At 45.0% G+C, this 15,943-nt stretch carries 17 protein-coding genes; 7 read left to right on the top strand and 10 right to left on the bottom strand.

All coding sequences use genetic code 11. The features are described from left to right. Position 1 precedes the first annotated feature (1 nt). Positions 2 to 259 (top strand): hypothetical protein, encoded by a 258-nt coding sequence (locus IBX48_RS00660; protein ID WP_296829532.1) that lies wholly within the window; start codon positions 2 to 4, stop codon positions 257 to 259. A gap of 114 nt (positions 260 to 373) precedes the next feature. After that, positions 374 to 934 carry an Hsp20/alpha crystallin family protein gene (locus tag IBX48_RS00655; RefSeq protein ID WP_296829528.1) on the top strand — a complete coding sequence of 187 codons (561 nt, stop codon included), beginning with the start codon at positions 374 to 376 and terminating at the stop codon, positions 932 to 934. Between the two features lie 31 nt (positions 935 to 965). On the opposite strand, the gene hisI is transcribed toward IBX48_RS00655, so the two are convergent. The 10 genes from hisI to IBX48_RS00605 form a co-directional block, all read right to left on the bottom strand. Then, positions 966 to 1,415, bottom strand: coding sequence for a phosphoribosyl-AMP cyclohydrolase (hisI, locus tag IBX48_RS00650; protein ID WP_296829525.1), 450 nt, complete (start codon positions 1,413 to 1,415; stop codon positions 966 to 968). Between the two features lie 16 nt (positions 1,416 to 1,431). After that, positions 1,432 to 2,514 (bottom strand): 3'-5' exonuclease, encoded by a 1,083-nt coding sequence (locus IBX48_RS00645; protein WP_296829522.1) that lies wholly within the window; start codon positions 2,512 to 2,514, stop codon positions 1,432 to 1,434. 119 nt (positions 2,515 to 2,633) lie between these two features. Continuing rightward, the gene (locus IBX48_RS00640) at positions 2,634 to 2,963 is read right to left on the bottom strand and encodes a Na+/H+ antiporter subunit G (protein WP_296829520.1); all 330 of its coding nucleotides are present in this window, start codon (positions 2,961 to 2,963) and stop codon (positions 2,634 to 2,636) included. Between the two features lie 10 nt (positions 2,964 to 2,973). Next, a complete protein-coding gene (locus tag IBX48_RS00635) occupies positions 2,974 to 3,243 on the bottom strand; it encodes a K+/H+ antiporter subunit F (RefSeq protein WP_296829518.1) in 270 nt (89 codons plus the stop codon). Continuing rightward, the gene (locus IBX48_RS00630) at positions 3,237 to 3,731 is read right to left on the bottom strand and encodes a Na+/H+ antiporter subunit E (RefSeq protein WP_296829670.1); all 495 of its coding nucleotides are present in this window, start codon (positions 3,729 to 3,731) and stop codon (positions 3,237 to 3,239) included. The genes IBX48_RS00635 and IBX48_RS00630 overlap by 7 nt, the downstream gene beginning before the upstream one ends. Beyond that, the gene (locus IBX48_RS00625) at positions 3,731 to 5,254 is read right to left on the bottom strand and encodes a monovalent cation/H+ antiporter subunit D (RefSeq protein ID WP_296829515.1); all 1,524 of its coding nucleotides are present in this window, start codon (positions 5,252 to 5,254) and stop codon (positions 3,731 to 3,733) included. Before IBX48_RS00625 ends, IBX48_RS00630 begins: the two co-directional genes overlap by 1 nt. Next, positions 5,251 to 5,637 carry a Na+/H+ antiporter subunit C gene (locus IBX48_RS00620; protein ID WP_296829512.1) on the bottom strand — a complete coding sequence of 129 codons (387 nt, stop codon included), beginning with the start codon at positions 5,635 to 5,637 and terminating at the stop codon, positions 5,251 to 5,253. Before IBX48_RS00620 ends, IBX48_RS00625 begins: the two co-directional genes overlap by 4 nt. Continuing rightward, positions 5,637 to 8,468 (bottom strand): monovalent cation/H+ antiporter subunit A, encoded by a 2,832-nt coding sequence (locus tag IBX48_RS00615; protein ID WP_296829509.1) that lies wholly within the window; start codon positions 8,466 to 8,468, stop codon positions 5,637 to 5,639. Before IBX48_RS00615 ends, IBX48_RS00620 begins: the two co-directional genes overlap by 1 nt. 219 nt (positions 8,469 to 8,687) lie before the next feature. Next, entirely contained in the window at positions 8,688 to 9,392 is a 705-nt protein-coding gene (locus IBX48_RS00610) for a DUF3581 domain-containing protein (RefSeq protein WP_296829506.1), read from the bottom strand. 97 nt (positions 9,393 to 9,489) lie between these two features. Beyond that, complete coding sequence (locus IBX48_RS00605) at positions 9,490 to 11,178, bottom strand: EAL domain-containing protein (RefSeq protein WP_296829503.1); 1,689 nt, start codon at positions 11,176 to 11,178, stop codon at positions 9,490 to 9,492. Between the two features lie 320 nt (positions 11,179 to 11,498). Here IBX48_RS00605 and IBX48_RS00600 point away from each other — a divergent pair, with 320 nt between their 5' ends. The 5 genes from IBX48_RS00600 (at position 11,499) to IBX48_RS00580 (ending at position 15,919) form a co-directional block, all read left to right on the top strand. Continuing rightward, positions 11,499 to 12,602: a TRAP transporter substrate-binding protein gene (locus IBX48_RS00600; protein WP_296829500.1), complete on the top strand. Its 1,104-nt coding sequence runs from the start codon at positions 11,499 to 11,501 to the stop codon at positions 12,600 to 12,602. A gap of 24 nt (positions 12,603 to 12,626) precedes the next feature. Continuing rightward, positions 12,627 to 13,628, top strand: coding sequence for a 2-hydroxyacid dehydrogenase (locus tag IBX48_RS00595; RefSeq protein ID WP_296829497.1), 1,002 nt, complete (start codon positions 12,627 to 12,629; stop codon positions 13,626 to 13,628). Between the two features lie 175 nt (positions 13,629 to 13,803). After that, a complete protein-coding gene (locus IBX48_RS00590) occupies positions 13,804 to 14,397 on the top strand; it encodes an LPP20 family lipoprotein (protein WP_296829494.1) in 594 nt (197 codons plus the stop codon). 85 nt (positions 14,398 to 14,482) lie between these two features. Beyond that, complete coding sequence (locus IBX48_RS00585; protein ID WP_296829490.1) at positions 14,483 to 14,653, top strand: hypothetical protein; 171 nt, start codon at positions 14,483 to 14,485, stop codon at positions 14,651 to 14,653. A 321-nt stretch (positions 14,654 to 14,974) separates the two neighbouring features. After that, positions 14,975 to 15,919: a hypothetical protein gene (locus tag IBX48_RS00580; protein ID WP_296829486.1), complete on the top strand. Its 945-nt coding sequence runs from the start codon at positions 14,975 to 14,977 to the stop codon at positions 15,917 to 15,919. Positions 15,920 to 15,943: the final 24 nt, after the last annotated feature.

The raw sequence follows: 15,943 nt of genomic DNA, 5'->3' as shown, positions 1-15,943 counted from the left end.
CATGTGTTTAGTGATGTTAGCGGTAGCGGTTTTGTTGTTGGTGGTTTACTTGGATAGCCACTTGATGAATTGGCATTTGGTTGAAAAACTGGATGCGCATAGCCAGATTACCTTAGCGATTGGTTGGGAGATGATTCCAGCTTTTTGGCCGTTGATTTTGCTGACCGTGTTAGCGACTTTATTGGTGGTGTTGGTTTATCAGCGTTTGGTAAATAAACGTTCTTTAGGTTGTTCAACCTGTCCGACCGATTCAAATTAGTTGATCCAATATTCTATTTTTCCCCTTGAAAAGTTATTAAGTGAGACATAAGTTTAATGCGTAGATGGGATCTATTCCTTTAATATTCAATCACTTAATTTCATGGGGTGCAAAATGGAACTGAGTAAAATTAATCCTTGGAACTGGTTTAAACATGAAGAGCCAAATGCTTCTGAACAGGCGGTTCCGGTGAAACGTGAACAATACCCTTCTCAAACTGGGGTGGCGGATATTTGGCAGCTACATCGAGAAATGGATCGGTTATTTGATGAGGCTTTTCGTGGTTTTGGTTTGCTTACTCGCCGTTTAAACGCGTTGTTTTCTGACAATAATCAAGCGGCTTTTCGACCTAACTTGAATGTGGCTAGTGATGATAAGCAATATACGGTTTCGCTTGAAGCACCAGGCCTGGTGCAAGAGGATATTAAGCTTGAACTGAATGGCCAGACCTTGTTTATTCAGGGTGAAAAGCATTTAGAAAAAGAAGATAAGGATCAACATTATTATCGAATTGAACGCAGCTATGGCCAGTTTCAACGTACCTTAGATCTGCCGGATGATGTGGTGCTGGAGAAGATTGAAGCCAGTATGAAAAACGGGGTACTAACGGTGATCTTGCCAAGAGATGGTCAAGCTCCAAAAAATGGTCATCGACAAATTCCAATTAAGTCTTAAATAAAAAAGCCGTGTTATTACACGGCTTTTTTTAATGCGAATGGTGTTTATAAAGCTCGGCTGGGTCAATTAAAGGATCGGTTAGGATTTCGACTTTGTCACCTTTAATTGCGTTGTAAAAACAGTTGGAGCGGCCAGTATGACAAGCCGGGCCAGTTTGGTCGACTAGTAAAAGCAAAGTATCACCATCACAATCTAAACGTGCTTGTTTTAGTGTTTGGATTTGGCCAGATGCTTCGCCTTTGCGCCAATAGCTTTGGCGCGAGCGCGACCAATAACAAACACGCCCGGTTTTTAAGGTTTCTTCTAGCGCGGCTAAGTTCATATACGCCAACATTAAAACTTCACCTGTATCATGCTGTTGCGCAATCGCTGGCATTAAACCATCGGCATCAAACTTTAGATGAGTTTTGAGTTGCGTCCAATCAAACTGATCGCCTTTTTTGGCGTGTTCTAAATTTAAAAAGTTGATGTCCGACATGGTTTTAACCTTTGTGTTATTTGCGTTTCGCGTTGGCAAAAGCTTGTGCAAATAAATTATTGCTGACGGCTTTTTTCTCGTTTGCCACCGGTTTTTTCTCGTTAATTTGCGAGTTACGCCCAAGTTTTAGCATCGCTAGCATGAGTTCAGCGGTGGCACGTGCATCGGCCAAGGCATCGTGTGCATCACCCGGGAAAGGTTGGCCCAATACTTTTTCGTAAGCCACGGTGAGCTTAGGTGTTTTCCAGAACCAATACATACGTTCAGAATGCCACCGCATCGCACCCACTAATTCTTTACTGAACTCGGCTACATCTAACCATTTGTTGTAGTCGAGTTCGAATTCCAACATTTTTTTATTGGCGGAGTTTTGCAAATAAGCAAAGTCGCTTTCGGTACTGTAGGCCAAAATGATGTCGGCCTCAAGCAACACTTTATGAATCTCGTCCCAACACTGCGCAAACAAAGGTGCTTCTTGCACCATCTCGGTTGAGATATTGTGCTTTTCATTTTCGGGAATGTCGTAACCCGGGTTGATGAGCTGATTTAGGATTTCATGGCCTTCCAAATCGCAAATCGAAATTTGAATGACATCGGCTTCAGGGTTAGTCGAAATATCAGTCGCTTCAATGTCCAAACACAAGACACGTTTACCTTTGAGAGTTTTATCATGCTGTTTGAGTTTGTATAAAGCGTCGTTGCGATTTTCTTTGATGAGTGGAATCACTTCGGATTGAGTGAATTCACTGATTAAGGCTTCAATCGCTAATTGTGCTTTGTTCATAGAGCGGGTCAAAGCCGCACGCACGACTTCATCTTCTGATGCGCGCTGAATAAACTCTTCACAGCTAATCACTTCGTCTTCAGAAATGATTAGCTGATCTAACGCGGTATGCGCGATTTTTTTGGTGTTGTAATCAAACTGCTCCAGTGGCGGAATACGCAGGCCGGCAGAAAGTAGCGCTTTTTCGCCTTTGGCTGGAGAGGCAACAAGCTGAACCCCTTTGATGTCTAGGCCATCTGACGCTGTGACAGCGACAATGTATTCTTTTAAAGGTTGGTTACGTTTATCAAATAAAATCAGTTGCGCCTGGCTCATAATGGTGGGATTCAGCTTAAGTGTAAAAAACCAACATTTTATCAGTAAGAGGTGCTTTTGTCGGAGTTTTTGCAGTATGAGCTGCCACCAGCAGGCCTGGTGGTGGCTAGAAAAAGCATTTAGAAACGTTCAGTTTCAGATACGTTTTGAGTGCGTTCGATTTGTTTGAGCTTGATATGCAAGGCCGCTTTGGCCATCAGGTGGGCACTAACCGGTGCGGTGATAAATAAGAATATGGTCACCAATACTTCATGCAAACTGGTTTGTTCGGTAATAAACGTAAAATACAAAGCCGAAGCCAACAAAATAGCCCCCACGCCCAACGTTGTAGCTTTAGTTGGGCCATGTAAACGCATAAAAAAGTCGGGCAGTTTATATAAACCAATCGAGCCGACTAGGGTAAAAAAGGCACCAATCAATACCAGTAACGCCAAAATCCATTCCAACATATTCGTATCCTTATTCCATGATATCGCCGCGCAATAGGTATTTGCTTAAGGCGACGGTGCCCACAAACCCCATTACGGCAATTAAAAGTGCAGCTTCAAAGTAGAGTGCGCTGCCCAAATACAGACCGAGCAAGATTAACAACGCAATCGCATTAATATAAAGCGTGTCTAACGCCAGAATACGATCCGGTAGATCCGGCCCTTTGATAAAACGAACCAAGCTGAGTACGAACGCTAAACTGACAAGCGCAAACGCGATGGGTAAAACCGTGGCTAGCATGATGTAAAGACCTCCATAAGTGGTTTTTCATAGCGCTTTTTGATTTCATTAATCGTCGCCTGCGCATCTTTAATGTGCAGGCCGTGTACCAATAATTGACGATGATCGGCCGACAAGTCACACGATACTGTGCCGGGAGTTAAGGAAATAGTATTGGCTAATAAACTAATGCCAACAGGGCTGGTAATATCTAACTCGATACAGATGAAGCTAGGCTGTAGATGCTCGTTTTTACCTAAAATGAGTTTGGCCACCGTAAAGTTCGCCACCAGCATATCCCACAATACCACGCCCAAAAATTTGAACAATGTGAGAGGTTTTTGTAGACATATTTTTTCAGGCCAAAAACCAGAGGTTAGCCAGGGAATAAAGGTCGCTAAAATAAAACCTAATACGATATGGCCGGGGGCAAGGCTGTTATGCAGTAACAGCCAGGTCGCCCAAAGTACCAACATTAAGATAGGATGCGGAAACAGTTTTTTTAACATCATTCAGCCTTCTGTGTCGCTGGTGTGGATAAAACAGCTTCAATATAAGTGGCGCTATCAAATACCTGTATGGCCACCGACTCGGTATAAGCTGTGATTGGATTGGCAAAAATCACCAAAATTGGACTGGCCGCCAATAAGCCAATCACGGCACTAAAGGCCGCGCGATTTAGTGGTTCGCCGGGTAACACGTTTACCGGTTGGGTGCGGTAAAACAAAAGTGAACCAGCCCGCGCCATGGCAATAATCATCAGCAAGCTTGAAACCAGAATGACCCCCAATACGCTAAAGAACCAAACATTATCCAAGGCCGCCGCCAGAATTAAGACCTTACCAAAAAAGCCTGACAGCGGGGGCATACCGGTCATTGCGACCGCACCGAACATAAATACACTACCAATTAAGATGGCGTTAGGCATAATCGGTGCCGATTCATATCGGTCTTCATGCACGCCACGCCCTCGCGAAATAACATCCGCCAATAAGAACATGCCCCCCGCAATTAAGGTGGAATGCATTAAGTAATATAGGGTTGCGGCCAAGGCTTGTGGACTATTTAAGCCGACCCCAATGAGCAAGGTCGCCACTGAGGCCAATACTAGGTAAGCCACTTGTTCACGCAAACCACGTGAAGCCATGACCCCAAATGCGGCTAACAATAAGGTGATTAAACCTAAGCCAAGCACCCAGGGCGTGTAGAAACTGGCGAGATCACCGGCTTCGATGCCAAAAATGGTGCCATGCACACGGATAATGGAGTAAATCCCCACCTTGGTCATAATCGCAAACAGAGCGGCAACGGGCGCCGAGGTATGAGAATAAGCGCTAGGTAGCCATAAATACAATGGGAACATAGCGGCTTTGACACCAAACACCACCAATAGCAATAAGCCCGCTGCTGCGATCAGACCTAAGTCTTCAGCGGGTGCGATGGATATTTTGGCGGCCATATCGGCAATGTTCAGTGTACCCAGTGCACCATAAAGTGCGCCGACCGCAAACAAGAATAAGGTAGAGCCAATTAGATTAATCACCACATAATGCAAACCAGCTTTGGTGCGCAAACGCCCATTACCATGCAGAAGTAGCCCGTAAGACGCGAGCAGTAACACCTCGAAAAATACGAATAAGTTAAATAGGTCACCGGTTAAAAACGCGCCATTTAAGCCAAACAGCTGCAATTGGAACAGCACATGAAAATGCGAACCTTTTTGATCATATTTAGTGGCTATCGCATACCAAAGTGCACCCAAAGCCAGTAAAGCTGTAATCAGTAACATCAATGCAGAAAGTTGATCCAGTACAAATACAATCCCGAAGGGTGCAATCCAGTTACCGGATAAATAGACCTGATGCACGCCCGTTAGTGACAGCTTGACTAATTCGAAACTTATAAATACAAGACCCAGCACAACCAATAGGTTGAGCGAGCGTTGTAGGCGCAAACCGCCTATACGTGCAAATAACAGTAAAAATCCGGCGATAAGCGGCAATAAAATAGCCCAAGCGGTAAGTTGCATCATAGCTTGGTCTCCTGGCTAGTTTGGCTGGGTGTTTGTTCGACCAAACGTTCATCATCGGCAAGGTGCAATCCATCAACGTGGTCGTTCCCCATTTCACCGCGTGCTTTAAGAGCAAGTACGATCAAGAACGCCGTCATACCAAACGCAATCACAATTGCGGTAAGCACTAAGGCTTGCGGTAACGGATCCGCATAGCCCGTCGCAGCGGCATCAATCACCGCAGGTTGGCCAATGGTTAAACGGCCCATGACAAACAAAAATACGTTAACGGCATAAGCCAATAAAGTTAAACCTAAAACTACAGGAAAAGTTCGTGCGCGTAAGGTTAAATACACACCAGCGCTCGTCATCACGCCGATTACAATTGCCATTAACCATTCCATTATTTTGTCTCCTGTTGGGTTTTGTGGTCGTCATTATGATGCGAAGCGTAGCTGAGTTTACCGAGTTGCACCAAACTCATCACGGTCGCGCCGACGACGACTAAAAACACCCCAATATCAAAGGCGATGGCACTGGCGACTTCAAATTTACCGACCACCGGCCAAGTTAAATAAGTAAAGGTGGAGGTTAAGAATGGGAAGCCTAAACCTATGGCGACTAAGCCGGTGCCGGTGGCGGCCAATAAGCCAAAGCCAATCACCCAATGCATGTCGGCTTTTAAGCGATCACTCGTCCATTCAATGCCGTTAGCTAGATACTGAACAATCAACGCGACCGCCGCGATCAAGCCAGCAATAAAGCCACCGCCCGGTAGGTTGTGACCGCGAAGGAATATATACACCGCGACCATTAACATTAACGGTAATAACAAGCGCGTTAAGGTTTGCATAATCATGGGATGATTATCCAAGTTCCACTGGCGGCCATGAATATCTTTACTCGGTGCGGGCAGTTTCATGCCTTCGAGCATGGCATAAATACCCAAGCCGGCTAAGGCTAATACGACGATTTCACCAAGTGTATCAATGCCACGGAAATCCACTAAAATGACGTTAACGACATTGGTACCGCCGCCGCCCGGTTTGGCATTTTCTAAGAAGTAAGTTGAAATTGGATCGAATTCACGACTCAACACCGCCATGGTAAACAAAGTGACACCTACCCCAGCTAAAACTGAAATGACAATGTCACGACTTAAACGTACTCGACCGATTTCTTTGGGGCTGGATTGCGGCAAAAAGTAAAGTGCAAGCAATAATAAAACGATTGTCACCACTTCTACCGAAAGTTGTGTAAGGGCCAGATCAGGAGCCGAAAACTTAACAAAACCTAACGAGACAATTAAGCCCACCACGCCGATAGCAATCAGTGCCGTTAAGCGTTTTTCGCGCCAGTGTACAGTTAAATAAGTGGCGATCATTAGCGCTACCGCCGCGAGGAAGGTGACGGCATCCAAAGGCAGGCCTTCACGTTCACCTAACAAGGCGGCCGGCATCGATAAAAAGCCAATCAGTCCGGCTACCAAGGCGGTGCCAATAACCCAAACCGCAGCGTGCTGGAGTGAGCCTTTATCAAACGCACGAGTTAAACGCACTGAAAAACGTAAGGTAGCTAGCAGCACGGCGTTGTATATAGCACGTGCATCAATGCGAGCGATAAAACGTTCGTGCCAAACATGCAAACGTTCACGCATAGAGTAGACCCCCACCCCTAAGGCTAGCGCTAATAAACTCATCATCAAGGGTAAGTTGAAGCCATGCCAAATCGCTAAGCTATATTCCGGCGGCGTGGTTTGAAGGGTTCCGGCTACCGCTACCGCTAAGATCGGTGCGACCGTAAACATCGGGATAATCCCCACCGCTAAACAAACGATGACTAGTAAGTCGACCGGAATTTTCATAAAACGCGGTGGTTCATGCGGCGTTTTCGGAAGATCAACCGGTTCACCATTAAAGAATACGTCGTGAATAAAACGCAACGAATAAGCGACTGAGAAAATAGCCGCAATGGTGACAATAATCGGGATAAACCAAGCCAGCGTGGAGGCATGAGAAGCTGTGATGGCTTGTTCAAAGAACATTTCTTTACTTAAGAACCCGTTTAATAACGGCACGCCGGCCATCGCTGCGGCTGCGATCATAGCCAACACGGCGGTGTGTGGCATATATTTGAGCAGGCCGTTAAGTTTACGCATATCACGCGTACCGGTTTCATGATCAATGATGCCTGCGACCATGAATAAAGAAGCTTTAAAGGTTGCGTGGTTAATGATGTGGAAGATGGCTGCGACCGCTGCCATATGGGTGCCAAACCCAAATAACAAGGTGATTAAACCTAAATGACTGATTGTGGAGTAAGCTAGCAGACCTTTTAAATCGTGTTTGAATAACGCGGTATAAGCCCCAATCACAAAGGTAATCATACCAGCGCCGCCGACTAACCACATCCATTCTGGCGTGCCAGATAAGGCTGGAAAAAAACGGGCTAATAAGAAAATACCAGCTTTTACCATGGTGGCCGAATGCAAATAAGCCGAAACCGGTGTCGGCGCGGCCATTGCGTGAGGTAACCAAAAGTGGAATGGGAATTGAGCGGACTTTGTAAAAACACCTAATAAAATCAATACTAATGCCGGAACATAGAGTTCGTGAGCACGAATTAAATCACCCGCCGCCAGCACGTCGGTTAAGTTATAGCTGCCAACGATGTGGCCGAGTATCAATACGCCACCTAATAAAGCTAGGCCGCCCGCGCCGGTAATGGCTAACGCCATACGTGCACCTTGGCGCGCGTCTTGGCGGTGCTGCCAATAGCTGATTAATAAGAAGGACGTGAGGGAGGTGAGCTCCCAAAACACCACCAGCTGAATCATGTTTTCGGATAACACAATCCCCAGCATTGAGCCCATAAACATCAGTAGATAAGCAAAGAAACGCCCCATTGAATCCTTGGCAGACAAGTAATAGCGGGCATACACTATGATTAATAGGCCGATGACCAAAATAAGCATCGCAAATAACAGCGCGAGGCCATCTAATCGAAAGGCAAAATCCACCCCAATGGCCGGCATCCAGGCCCAACTTTGAATTAAGGTCTCGCCGTTAAAGGGGATGGAAAAGGCGGGGGCTAAAAAAGCCATGGACAGCACAGTAATGCCCGCTGCTGTCCAAGCAGAGGCCGCACGATTTAGCTTGGAAGACCAAGCCGCCAAAATCGCACCGAAAAAAGGAAGCAGGGCTACGATTGGGAGGTTAAAAGCAACTAAACTCATGGGGTTCCTAACTATTTAAAGGCGTAGTAATAAACTGGATTTATAAGTGGCAAAGCTTACCACGACTGCCTGTATTGTCAATAATTGTGGTTGGCTGGAGGGCGGTTAAAACCTTTAGAGCATCGCTTGCAACCCCGCTAGGGCTATGGGGTTTGCAAGCGTTAAGTAGCTCAAACGCAAAAAAGAAAGGGCAAGCACCAGGCCTGGTGACTTAAATTATTAGCGATGATTGGTTTTTGTCTGTTGGTATAGTTGTATAAGTGTATTAATTTGATCTTGATCGAATTCGCGCAAACCACTTAAAACCATGGTTTTGTAGCCTGATCCGACACGTACACCTGATTCACAAATATCAAATTCCATGCGCACTAAACCGCGTTTTCCATTGACATCCAGTGAACTATTCGTAAGTTCTAAGCTTGGATGTTCCGCACTTAAGTCGTCAAATCCAAACGCCATGCTTTCGTAAATGACCATGGGTTTGTCGGGGTTGATCATGACATTTTTTTGTTGCATGAGCGGCACTAGAATATGCGGAAAGCTGTGGCCAGAAAACGCGACATACGCACGCGAAAAGGCTTCGATTAAGCTCATATTATGGCTGGTATCGCCATCGCGCGTGACTTCTAAGTAGGGTTTGTCGTTGGTATCGGCGATAGCAAACTGAGCCGCTTGGGTATCTAGGAAATTCAACACCACGCCTTTGCCCACCATGCCGGTGTACTTAAACACCATACTTTTAGACAGCCCATAATGCGCCAACACTAATGCAAACAATAAATCGCCCGGTACACAAAAACGTTTAGAGTCGGGGTTATGCAGCGGGTTGAAGTCGTCCGAAACTTGCTTGGCAAATTGACTGCCCTGCTCGGGGGTGATGGTGATGGATTGACCTTGGCTTGTGTGAAATGAATCTAAATACATAACAACTCAGTGGGTTAAGTTAATGGAAGCGCTATCATACTGAAAATTCGGTAGAGAGTCACGAGTTAAGCGGTTAGTTGAGCTCAATTTAAAACGCTCAAACCGGTCGATTGGCGAGAGGAAAGTCGGTTTGCATAAATCCGATCATGTTCTCAGCCGGCATGGGTTTGCCATATAAAAATCCTTGAATATGGCGGCAACCCAGCTGGGTTAAAATATGGGTTTGCTCTAGGTGTTCGACGCCTTCCGCAATAATGCTCAGGCCCAGGGTTTCGGCCATCCGAATAATCGCGGTCACAATCACGGCATCTTCAGAATCTAAGTGCAACTCGGTGACAAATGACCGATCAATTTTGACCTTATTAAACATGCCACGTTTTAAACTGGCAAATGACGAATAGCCGGTGCCAAAATCATCAATCGCAATTTTAATGCCCAGTGAAGTAATGCGTTTTAATAATTCAAACGTCGCTTCCGGGTTTTTAACCATTGAGGTTTCGGTGATTTCGAGTTCGATTTGGGTCAAATCGAGCGCTGGGTAACGAGTAGGTAAGCTCATCACCAACTCGATAAAGCTACTGTGCTCCAGTTGTTTGGGGGACACGTTGATGCTGACCGGAATGGTGTAGCTTTGTTCTTGCCAAGCCAAATGTTGTTCAATTGCATTGGTTAATACCCATTCACCGATCGGCACGATTAAATTTGAAGTTTCGGCAAACGGAATAAATTCCGCCGGCGATACCGAACCCAATAAGGGATTGTTCCAACGAATCAGTGCTTCACAGCCTACGAGGTGTTGATCGTGGTTGTCGATTTGTGGTTGGAAATAGAGTTCAAATTCGTTATGAAAAATGGCTTTTTTAAGCTCCATTTCCATCATATGGGTTTGGCTGATTTCGGCATCCATGCCACTGCGATAAAAGTGGAATTGGTTTTTACCATCTTGTTTGGCACGGTTTTTGGCGATATCGGCATGCTGTAGTAACGTATTACAATCGGTGCCATCTTCCGGGTAAAGGCTGATGCCCATGCTGCAAGACATCATCATTTCGCCAACCTGGGTCTCAAAAGGGTTAACAAATAATGTGTTGATAGCTTCGCAGTGTTTAAATATTTGCTGCATATCGGCTTTTTCAACCAACAATACAAATTCGTCGCCACCAAAACTCGCTAAAGTATGGTTATCCTCGGTCAAGCTGTTTAAGCAACGTGCGGCATGTTGAATTAACTCGTCACCGATATGGTGGCCATAGCGATCATTAATGATTTTTAGGCTGTCGATATCAATAAAAAATAACGCCAGTTTATGCTGATAACGTTTTGCCATATGCATGGCGTGCTCAAACATTTCTTTGAACAAGTCCATTTTGGGCAATTGGGTGAGTTTGTCGTAGTCTTTTAAATAACTCAGGCGTTTTTGGGTGTCTTCGAGCTCCGTGACATCCTGACCTAAACAAGCCAATGAGGTCTGATCTTGCTCGTTGTGTAAAAAACCATGATGCCAATTAAACGCGTGCAAGTGTCCTGCATGATCTAGCACATGGTGGTGGTAGGTTACATGCGTGAGCTGAAGGGTTTTGACTTCTTCAAGGTGACGCGTTAAGTCGGCTTGCTCATCCACTGGCACATAACGTTCAACCCAGTTTTGACCTAATAATTGATCTTCTGTTTGTCCAAGCAATTCGCAGGCAAACGGATTGATAGATTTGATGTAGTCCTGATCATCCAGTGTCAAAATAAGCTGTTGGCTGTGGTCGAATAAATGTTGTGCGAGTTGTTTTTGCATAATGTGCGCTATTATGCAGACCAAAATTATCAAAAGGAAGCCTAAATATATCCTTAATTTCCCAAAATTTGTTTATGGGTCTATATTCGATAGAGGATTGTTAATACGTCTATTTAATTGAATTTAGTATTTTTTGCGATTGCAATAAAACGAATACATGTGAAATTAGGTCATAGTCGGCCAGAATGAATCAGGGGTTAATCGAGGTGCCCTTAAGTAAACTTAATAAGCAGGCCATTATGCATTGGCTAAAGGTGTTTTTTATTTTACAGCTCGACTTTGTCTATAATGGGCGTTATTCAAATTGAGGAGAAAGCAGCATGCGAAGACGCCAGTTATTAGGCGGTTTAACCGCTTTGGCCGCCACCGCGACCTTACCAGGCCTGGTGGGTTGTCAGTCCGAATCGGATTCGGTAGTGAGTAAAGATGATCGCGTATTTAAGTGGAAAATGGTGACAGCCTGGCCGAAAAACTTTCCAGGTTTAGGCACGGGTGCTAATCAGCTAGCTAGCTTGATTAATGAAATGTCTGGTGGACGTATTCAAATTAGTGTCTATGGTGCGGGTGAAATGGTGGGGCCTTTTGAAGTGTTTGACGCGGTTTCACAAGGTCGTGCTGAACTTGGTCATGCTACGGCTTATTACTGGAAAGGCAAGTTGCCCAGTGCTGATTTTTTCACCGTGGTGCCAATGGGGTTAACCGCCGAAGAAATGAACAGCTGGTTTTATAACGGCGGCGGGTTAGAACTATGGGAAGAAGCTTATAAACCGTTTGGTTTAATTCCCAATCCAGCCGGTAATACCGGCACTCAAATGGGCGGCTGGTTTAATCGTGAAATTAACAGCCTAGCTGATTTAAAAGGCCTCAAAATTCGTATGCCGGGTTTAGGTGCTGAAGTTTATGCGAAAGTTGATGCGGTACCCGTTAATTTACCCGGTAATGAATTGTTTCAAGCCATGCAAACCGGTTTGATTGACGCGGTCGAGTTTGTCGGGCCTTATAACGATTTAGCTTTTGGCTTTCACCGGGTGGCGACCTATTATTATTCGCCCGGTTGGCAAGAGCCCGGTTCGGCGCTGGAATGCATGATTAATGAACAAGCTTTTAATGATTTGCCTAAAGATTTACAGAGCATTGTGCGTAACGCAATGAAAGTCGCCAATTTGAATATGCTGTCCGAATACACCGCACGTAATCAACAAGCGCTTAATACCCTGGTCGAAGAACATCAGGTTCAGTTACGTCAATTTCCACCAGAGGTGTTGCTTGCGTTAAAGCAGGCCTCAATCGAAGTGGTTGAAGCGGCGGCGAATCGGGATCCGTTGGCAAAAAAAGTATGGGCATCGCAAAAGGCATTTCGTGATCAAGTCGCACCCTGGACCAAACACTCGTTAAAATCATTTTTAGATTTACGCGATTTATAATTTTTCACAACACAGGGGTGGCTTATGAAAGTCGCGGTATTTAGCAGTAAACCTTATGACAAAGAATCTTTTCGTCATTACGAAGTGCCAGAGTTAACCCTGCAATATTTTGAAGTGCCGTTGAATGTCGCGACCGCGCATTATGCGCAAGGCTTTGAAGCGGTAAGCGCATTTGTGAATGACGAGCTAACCGAAGCGACCCTAGAAATTTTGGTTAATGGCGGCTGCAAAATTGTCGCTTTGCGCTGTGCAGGGTTTAATAATGTTGATTTGCAAGCGGCTGAAACACTGGGTATTAAGATCGTCCGTGTGCCAGCCTACTCGCCTTATGCGGTGGCCGAACATACGATTGGTTTAATGCTGGCTTTAAGTCGAAAACTCTATAAGTCCTATAACCGAGTACGTGAAGGCAATTTCGCTTTAAACGGCTTGTTGGGATTTGACTTTTTTGGCAAAACCGTCGGCATTATCGGCGCTGGAAAAATTGGTTTATTGGTCGCTGAACGCATGAAAGCCTTTGGCTGCCACATTCTAGTGTATGACCCCTATTTGTGTAAAACCTGTAAAGAACAAGGTTTTGAGCAGGTTCCATTGGATCAGCTTTACGAAGAGTCACATATAATTTCTTTGCATTGTCCTTTAACCAAAGATACCCACGGCCTGGTTAACCAGGCCAGTATTGAAAAAATGCACGATGGCGTGATGATTATTAATACTGGGCGCGGCGCCTTGATCCATACCAAAGCGCTGATTAATGCCCTAAAAACGCGCAAAATCGGGTATGTTGGGCTGGATGTGTATGAGGAAGAAGGGCCGCTGTTTTTTGAAGATCACTCGAATGATATTATTTTGGACGATAACTTTGAACGCCTGATGACCTTTCCAAATGTACTCGTTACCGGCCACCAAGCCTACTTTACTCAAGAAGCTTTGGCAGAAATCGCTAAAACTACGATTGAAAACTTATTAGCCTTTAAGCGCTCCGAAGCCCTTAAGAATGAAGTAAGTCTTCACAATATCAAGTAAGCCTAGCGCGCTTATAAAACTTGGGCACCTCAATTAAGTCGGTTCGGGCAGGGCTTACTTAATCGAGGTGACCAAATAAGTACTTACGTTTTTTTGATGGTTGAATTAATATAATCTGGAAATTAAAGCAGTCGAATGCTTGGCTGTATGCAAATCTTGTTAAAGGAGAGAGTGAATGAATTTAATTAAATTAATCCCGGTTTTATCGATGGTTGGCTTATTGGCGGCCTGTGGTGGCAAGGATGTTAAACCTGAGCCAGTTCAAACGGCTGTGCCGGATTGCACCTTCCCTGGAACCTCAACCCCCGCACCTGGCTGGATTTGTGATGAACCCGTACCGGGTGTTGAAATCTCAGCTGTCGGCGTAACCGAACCTTCTAGAGCCGGTATTTCGTTTATGCGTGATCAAGCCGCCGCCGATGCACGTGGTCGGTTAGCTGAGCAGGTGCAAGTCAGCGCGCAAAAAATGGTGAAAAGCTATTTAGGCACAACTGGCGTAGGCGATGCGGAAACCGTCGATGCAGCCGCGAGTTCTACTTTGCGTACGGTGGCGAACCAAGAATTATATGGTTCAAAAATCTACCGTTCACTGCAAGCGCCAGATGGGCGTTATTTTGTGTTGATGGGGATTGATAAAGAAAATGCGCAGAAAATCATTCAACAATCGGTTAACACCAGCATGAAAAACGATCAAGCCTTGTGGCAGCAGTTCCAAGCGCAAAAGTCGTTTGATGAAATGTCAGCCGAAATTGCAAAAGAACCTATGTAATTAGGGATCTACAAAAAGCCTCGAAAAATCGAGGCTTTTTTCATCATACGATCCCTTAATAATTGACTTTTAAGTGAGAATAAACATGAAGTTTAAACTTGTAATTTTAACGCTGAGTGCTTTGGTACTTGGCGGTTGTGCCAACATGGCGATGACGGAAGCCGAACGTATGCAGCTTGAACGGGCCAAAGCCGATGCGCAAAAAGCGGAATCGGATAAGTCGTTTAAAGAGCTGGACCGTGTTACTAAAGAATAGGCAATCATTTTATGTTGGCAGGATTGGCGGTTGTTAAACGTGGGTTCGATATCCCCGAAACAGATGATAACGGAACTCAGTCATTCGGTTTGGACACAAGCCAGTTTTAATTTAATCAAAGCTTTGTTTGTTTTGGCTCCTTTCATACCAAAGGGCGTGATGCGATCCGCGAATGACGGGTTTCGCAGCCCTTAAACTTACTCTCAACACAATAAAATGAGTCAGCATAAGTAGACGTAAATTTTTAAAAACGGACTTGGGTTAATCGAGGTGCCCGTAAGCCGTATTTGCCCTAAACTAACAGAAAAAGGGAAGAATAGAATGTTACGAAACAACTTAACGATGCAACGTCTGATCGGATTAAGCTTGATTTTGTTGATGTCGGGCTGTGCCCAAAATACCAAGATTGTGGTGCCATCCTATACTGCACCGGTTGAGCTGAGTAAAATTGAAGAGCTTAAAAGTGGCAGTGAAACCGCCGAAGGCGTGTATTTGAGTTTTGCGATTAATCCCGACTTAGCTTTTTCGACTCAGCCACCAGCTAATGACGAGGTGGATCTGCTGACACGCAACTTGGTAAATCAGCTCCAAGTTCAGATTACCGAAACCCGTTTTATCAGCATCCACCCGATTTACGATATGGCCAGCGTGGTGTTGGATATGGAGGTGATGGATTTCCAATATAGCGAACAAGGTGGCGAACGCAAAGCCAACCTAAGCGTCACTTTTACCCTGTCAAAAGGTTCGAATGCGGTATTGGCTAAGGTTTACGATGCTCAAGAGTTCCGCTTTTCAAGTGACCCCAATCGTTTGCCAAGCAAGCAAACGGTATTGGCTAGCTTAACCCAAACGGCGGTTAAAAAATTTGTGACGGATATTTCACCTACCCGAACCAATCAACTTAGAGAGTTTCTTAGCCTGCCGTCGGATTTATCGCATGTGATCGGCTTTGCGGAGAAGGGTAATTTTCAATCGGCGATTGACGATATGCTTAAGTATCAAGGTAAGCGCGACGTGAATTTTTATTATAACTTAGCGGTGCTGTATGAAGCCCAAGGCAGTCGGTCTGAAAACTTAAATATTAGCGCCAATGCCAAACAAGCATACGAACAAGCGTTCCGATTAGGTGGCAACCAGAATGACATTATTGCCTCGGCGAAAGCGCGGTTTGATAATTTTTACCGTTTGTTGGTGTTAACCCAGGATCAAAGAACACGTAACTTACAACTTAACCAAGAGCTCGATGAACAGTTTTTCATGCGTTAAGCTCAAACCAAAAAATAATAAGAG

The organism is Thiomicrospira sp. (assembly GCF_014859555.1).
Taxonomy (GTDB): Bacteria; Pseudomonadota; Gammaproteobacteria; order Thiomicrospirales; family Thiomicrospiraceae; genus Thiomicrospira.
Note: the sequence above shows the minus strand (reverse complement) of the source record. Positions and strands in the feature narration are given on the sequence as shown.

Bases quoted from the DNA above. Each gene is read 5' to 3' on its own strand.
- IBX48_RS00615 (WP_296829509.1), bottom strand. From the start codon at position 8,468: ATGAGTTTAGTTGCTTTTAACCTCCCAATCGTAGCCCTGCTTCCTTTT.
- IBX48_RS00600 (WP_296829500.1), top strand. From the start codon at position 11,499: ATGCGAAGACGCCAGTTATTAGGCGGTTTAACCGCTTTGGCCGCCACC.
- hisI (WP_296829525.1), bottom strand. From the start codon at position 1,415: ATGTCGGACATCAACTTTTTAAATTTAGAACACGCCAAAAAAGGCGAT.
- IBX48_RS00605 (WP_296829503.1), bottom strand. From the start codon at position 11,178: ATGCAAAAACAACTCGCACAACATTTATTCGACCACAGCCAACAGCTT.
- IBX48_RS00590 (WP_296829494.1), top strand. From the start codon at position 13,804: ATGAATTTAATTAAATTAATCCCGGTTTTATCGATGGTTGGCTTATTG.
- IBX48_RS00630 (WP_296829670.1), bottom strand. From the start codon at position 3,731: ATGTTAAAAAAACTGTTTCCGCATCCTATCTTAATGTTGGTACTTTGG.
- IBX48_RS00610 (WP_296829506.1), bottom strand. From the start codon at position 9,392: ATGTATTTAGATTCATTTCACACAAGCCAAGGTCAATCCATCACCATC.
- IBX48_RS00580 (WP_296829486.1), top strand. From the start codon at position 14,975: ATGTTACGAAACAACTTAACGATGCAACGTCTGATCGGATTAAGCTTG.
- IBX48_RS00645 (WP_296829522.1), bottom strand. From the start codon at position 2,514: ATGAGCCAGGCGCAACTGATTTTATTTGATAAACGTAACCAACCTTTA.
- IBX48_RS00640 (WP_296829520.1), bottom strand. From the start codon at position 2,963: ATGTTGGAATGGATTTTGGCGTTACTGGTATTGATTGGTGCCTTTTTT.
- IBX48_RS00625 (WP_296829515.1), bottom strand. From the start codon at position 5,254: ATGATGCAACTTACCGCTTGGGCTATTTTATTGCCGCTTATCGCCGGA.
- IBX48_RS00660 (WP_296829532.1), top strand. From the start codon at position 2: ATGTGTTTAGTGATGTTAGCGGTAGCGGTTTTGTTGTTGGTGGTTTAC.
- IBX48_RS00595 (WP_296829497.1), top strand. From the start codon at position 12,627: ATGAAAGTCGCGGTATTTAGCAGTAAACCTTATGACAAAGAATCTTTT.
- IBX48_RS00585 (WP_296829490.1), top strand. From the start codon at position 14,483: ATGAAGTTTAAACTTGTAATTTTAACGCTGAGTGCTTTGGTACTTGGC.
- IBX48_RS00655 (WP_296829528.1), top strand. From the start codon at position 374: ATGGAACTGAGTAAAATTAATCCTTGGAACTGGTTTAAACATGAAGAG.
- IBX48_RS00635 (WP_296829518.1), bottom strand. From the start codon at position 3,243: ATGCTAGCCACGGTTTTACCCATCGCGTTTGCGCTTGTCAGTTTAGCG.
- IBX48_RS00620 (WP_296829512.1), bottom strand. From the start codon at position 5,637: ATGGAATGGTTAATGGCAATTGTAATCGGCGTGATGACGAGCGCTGGT.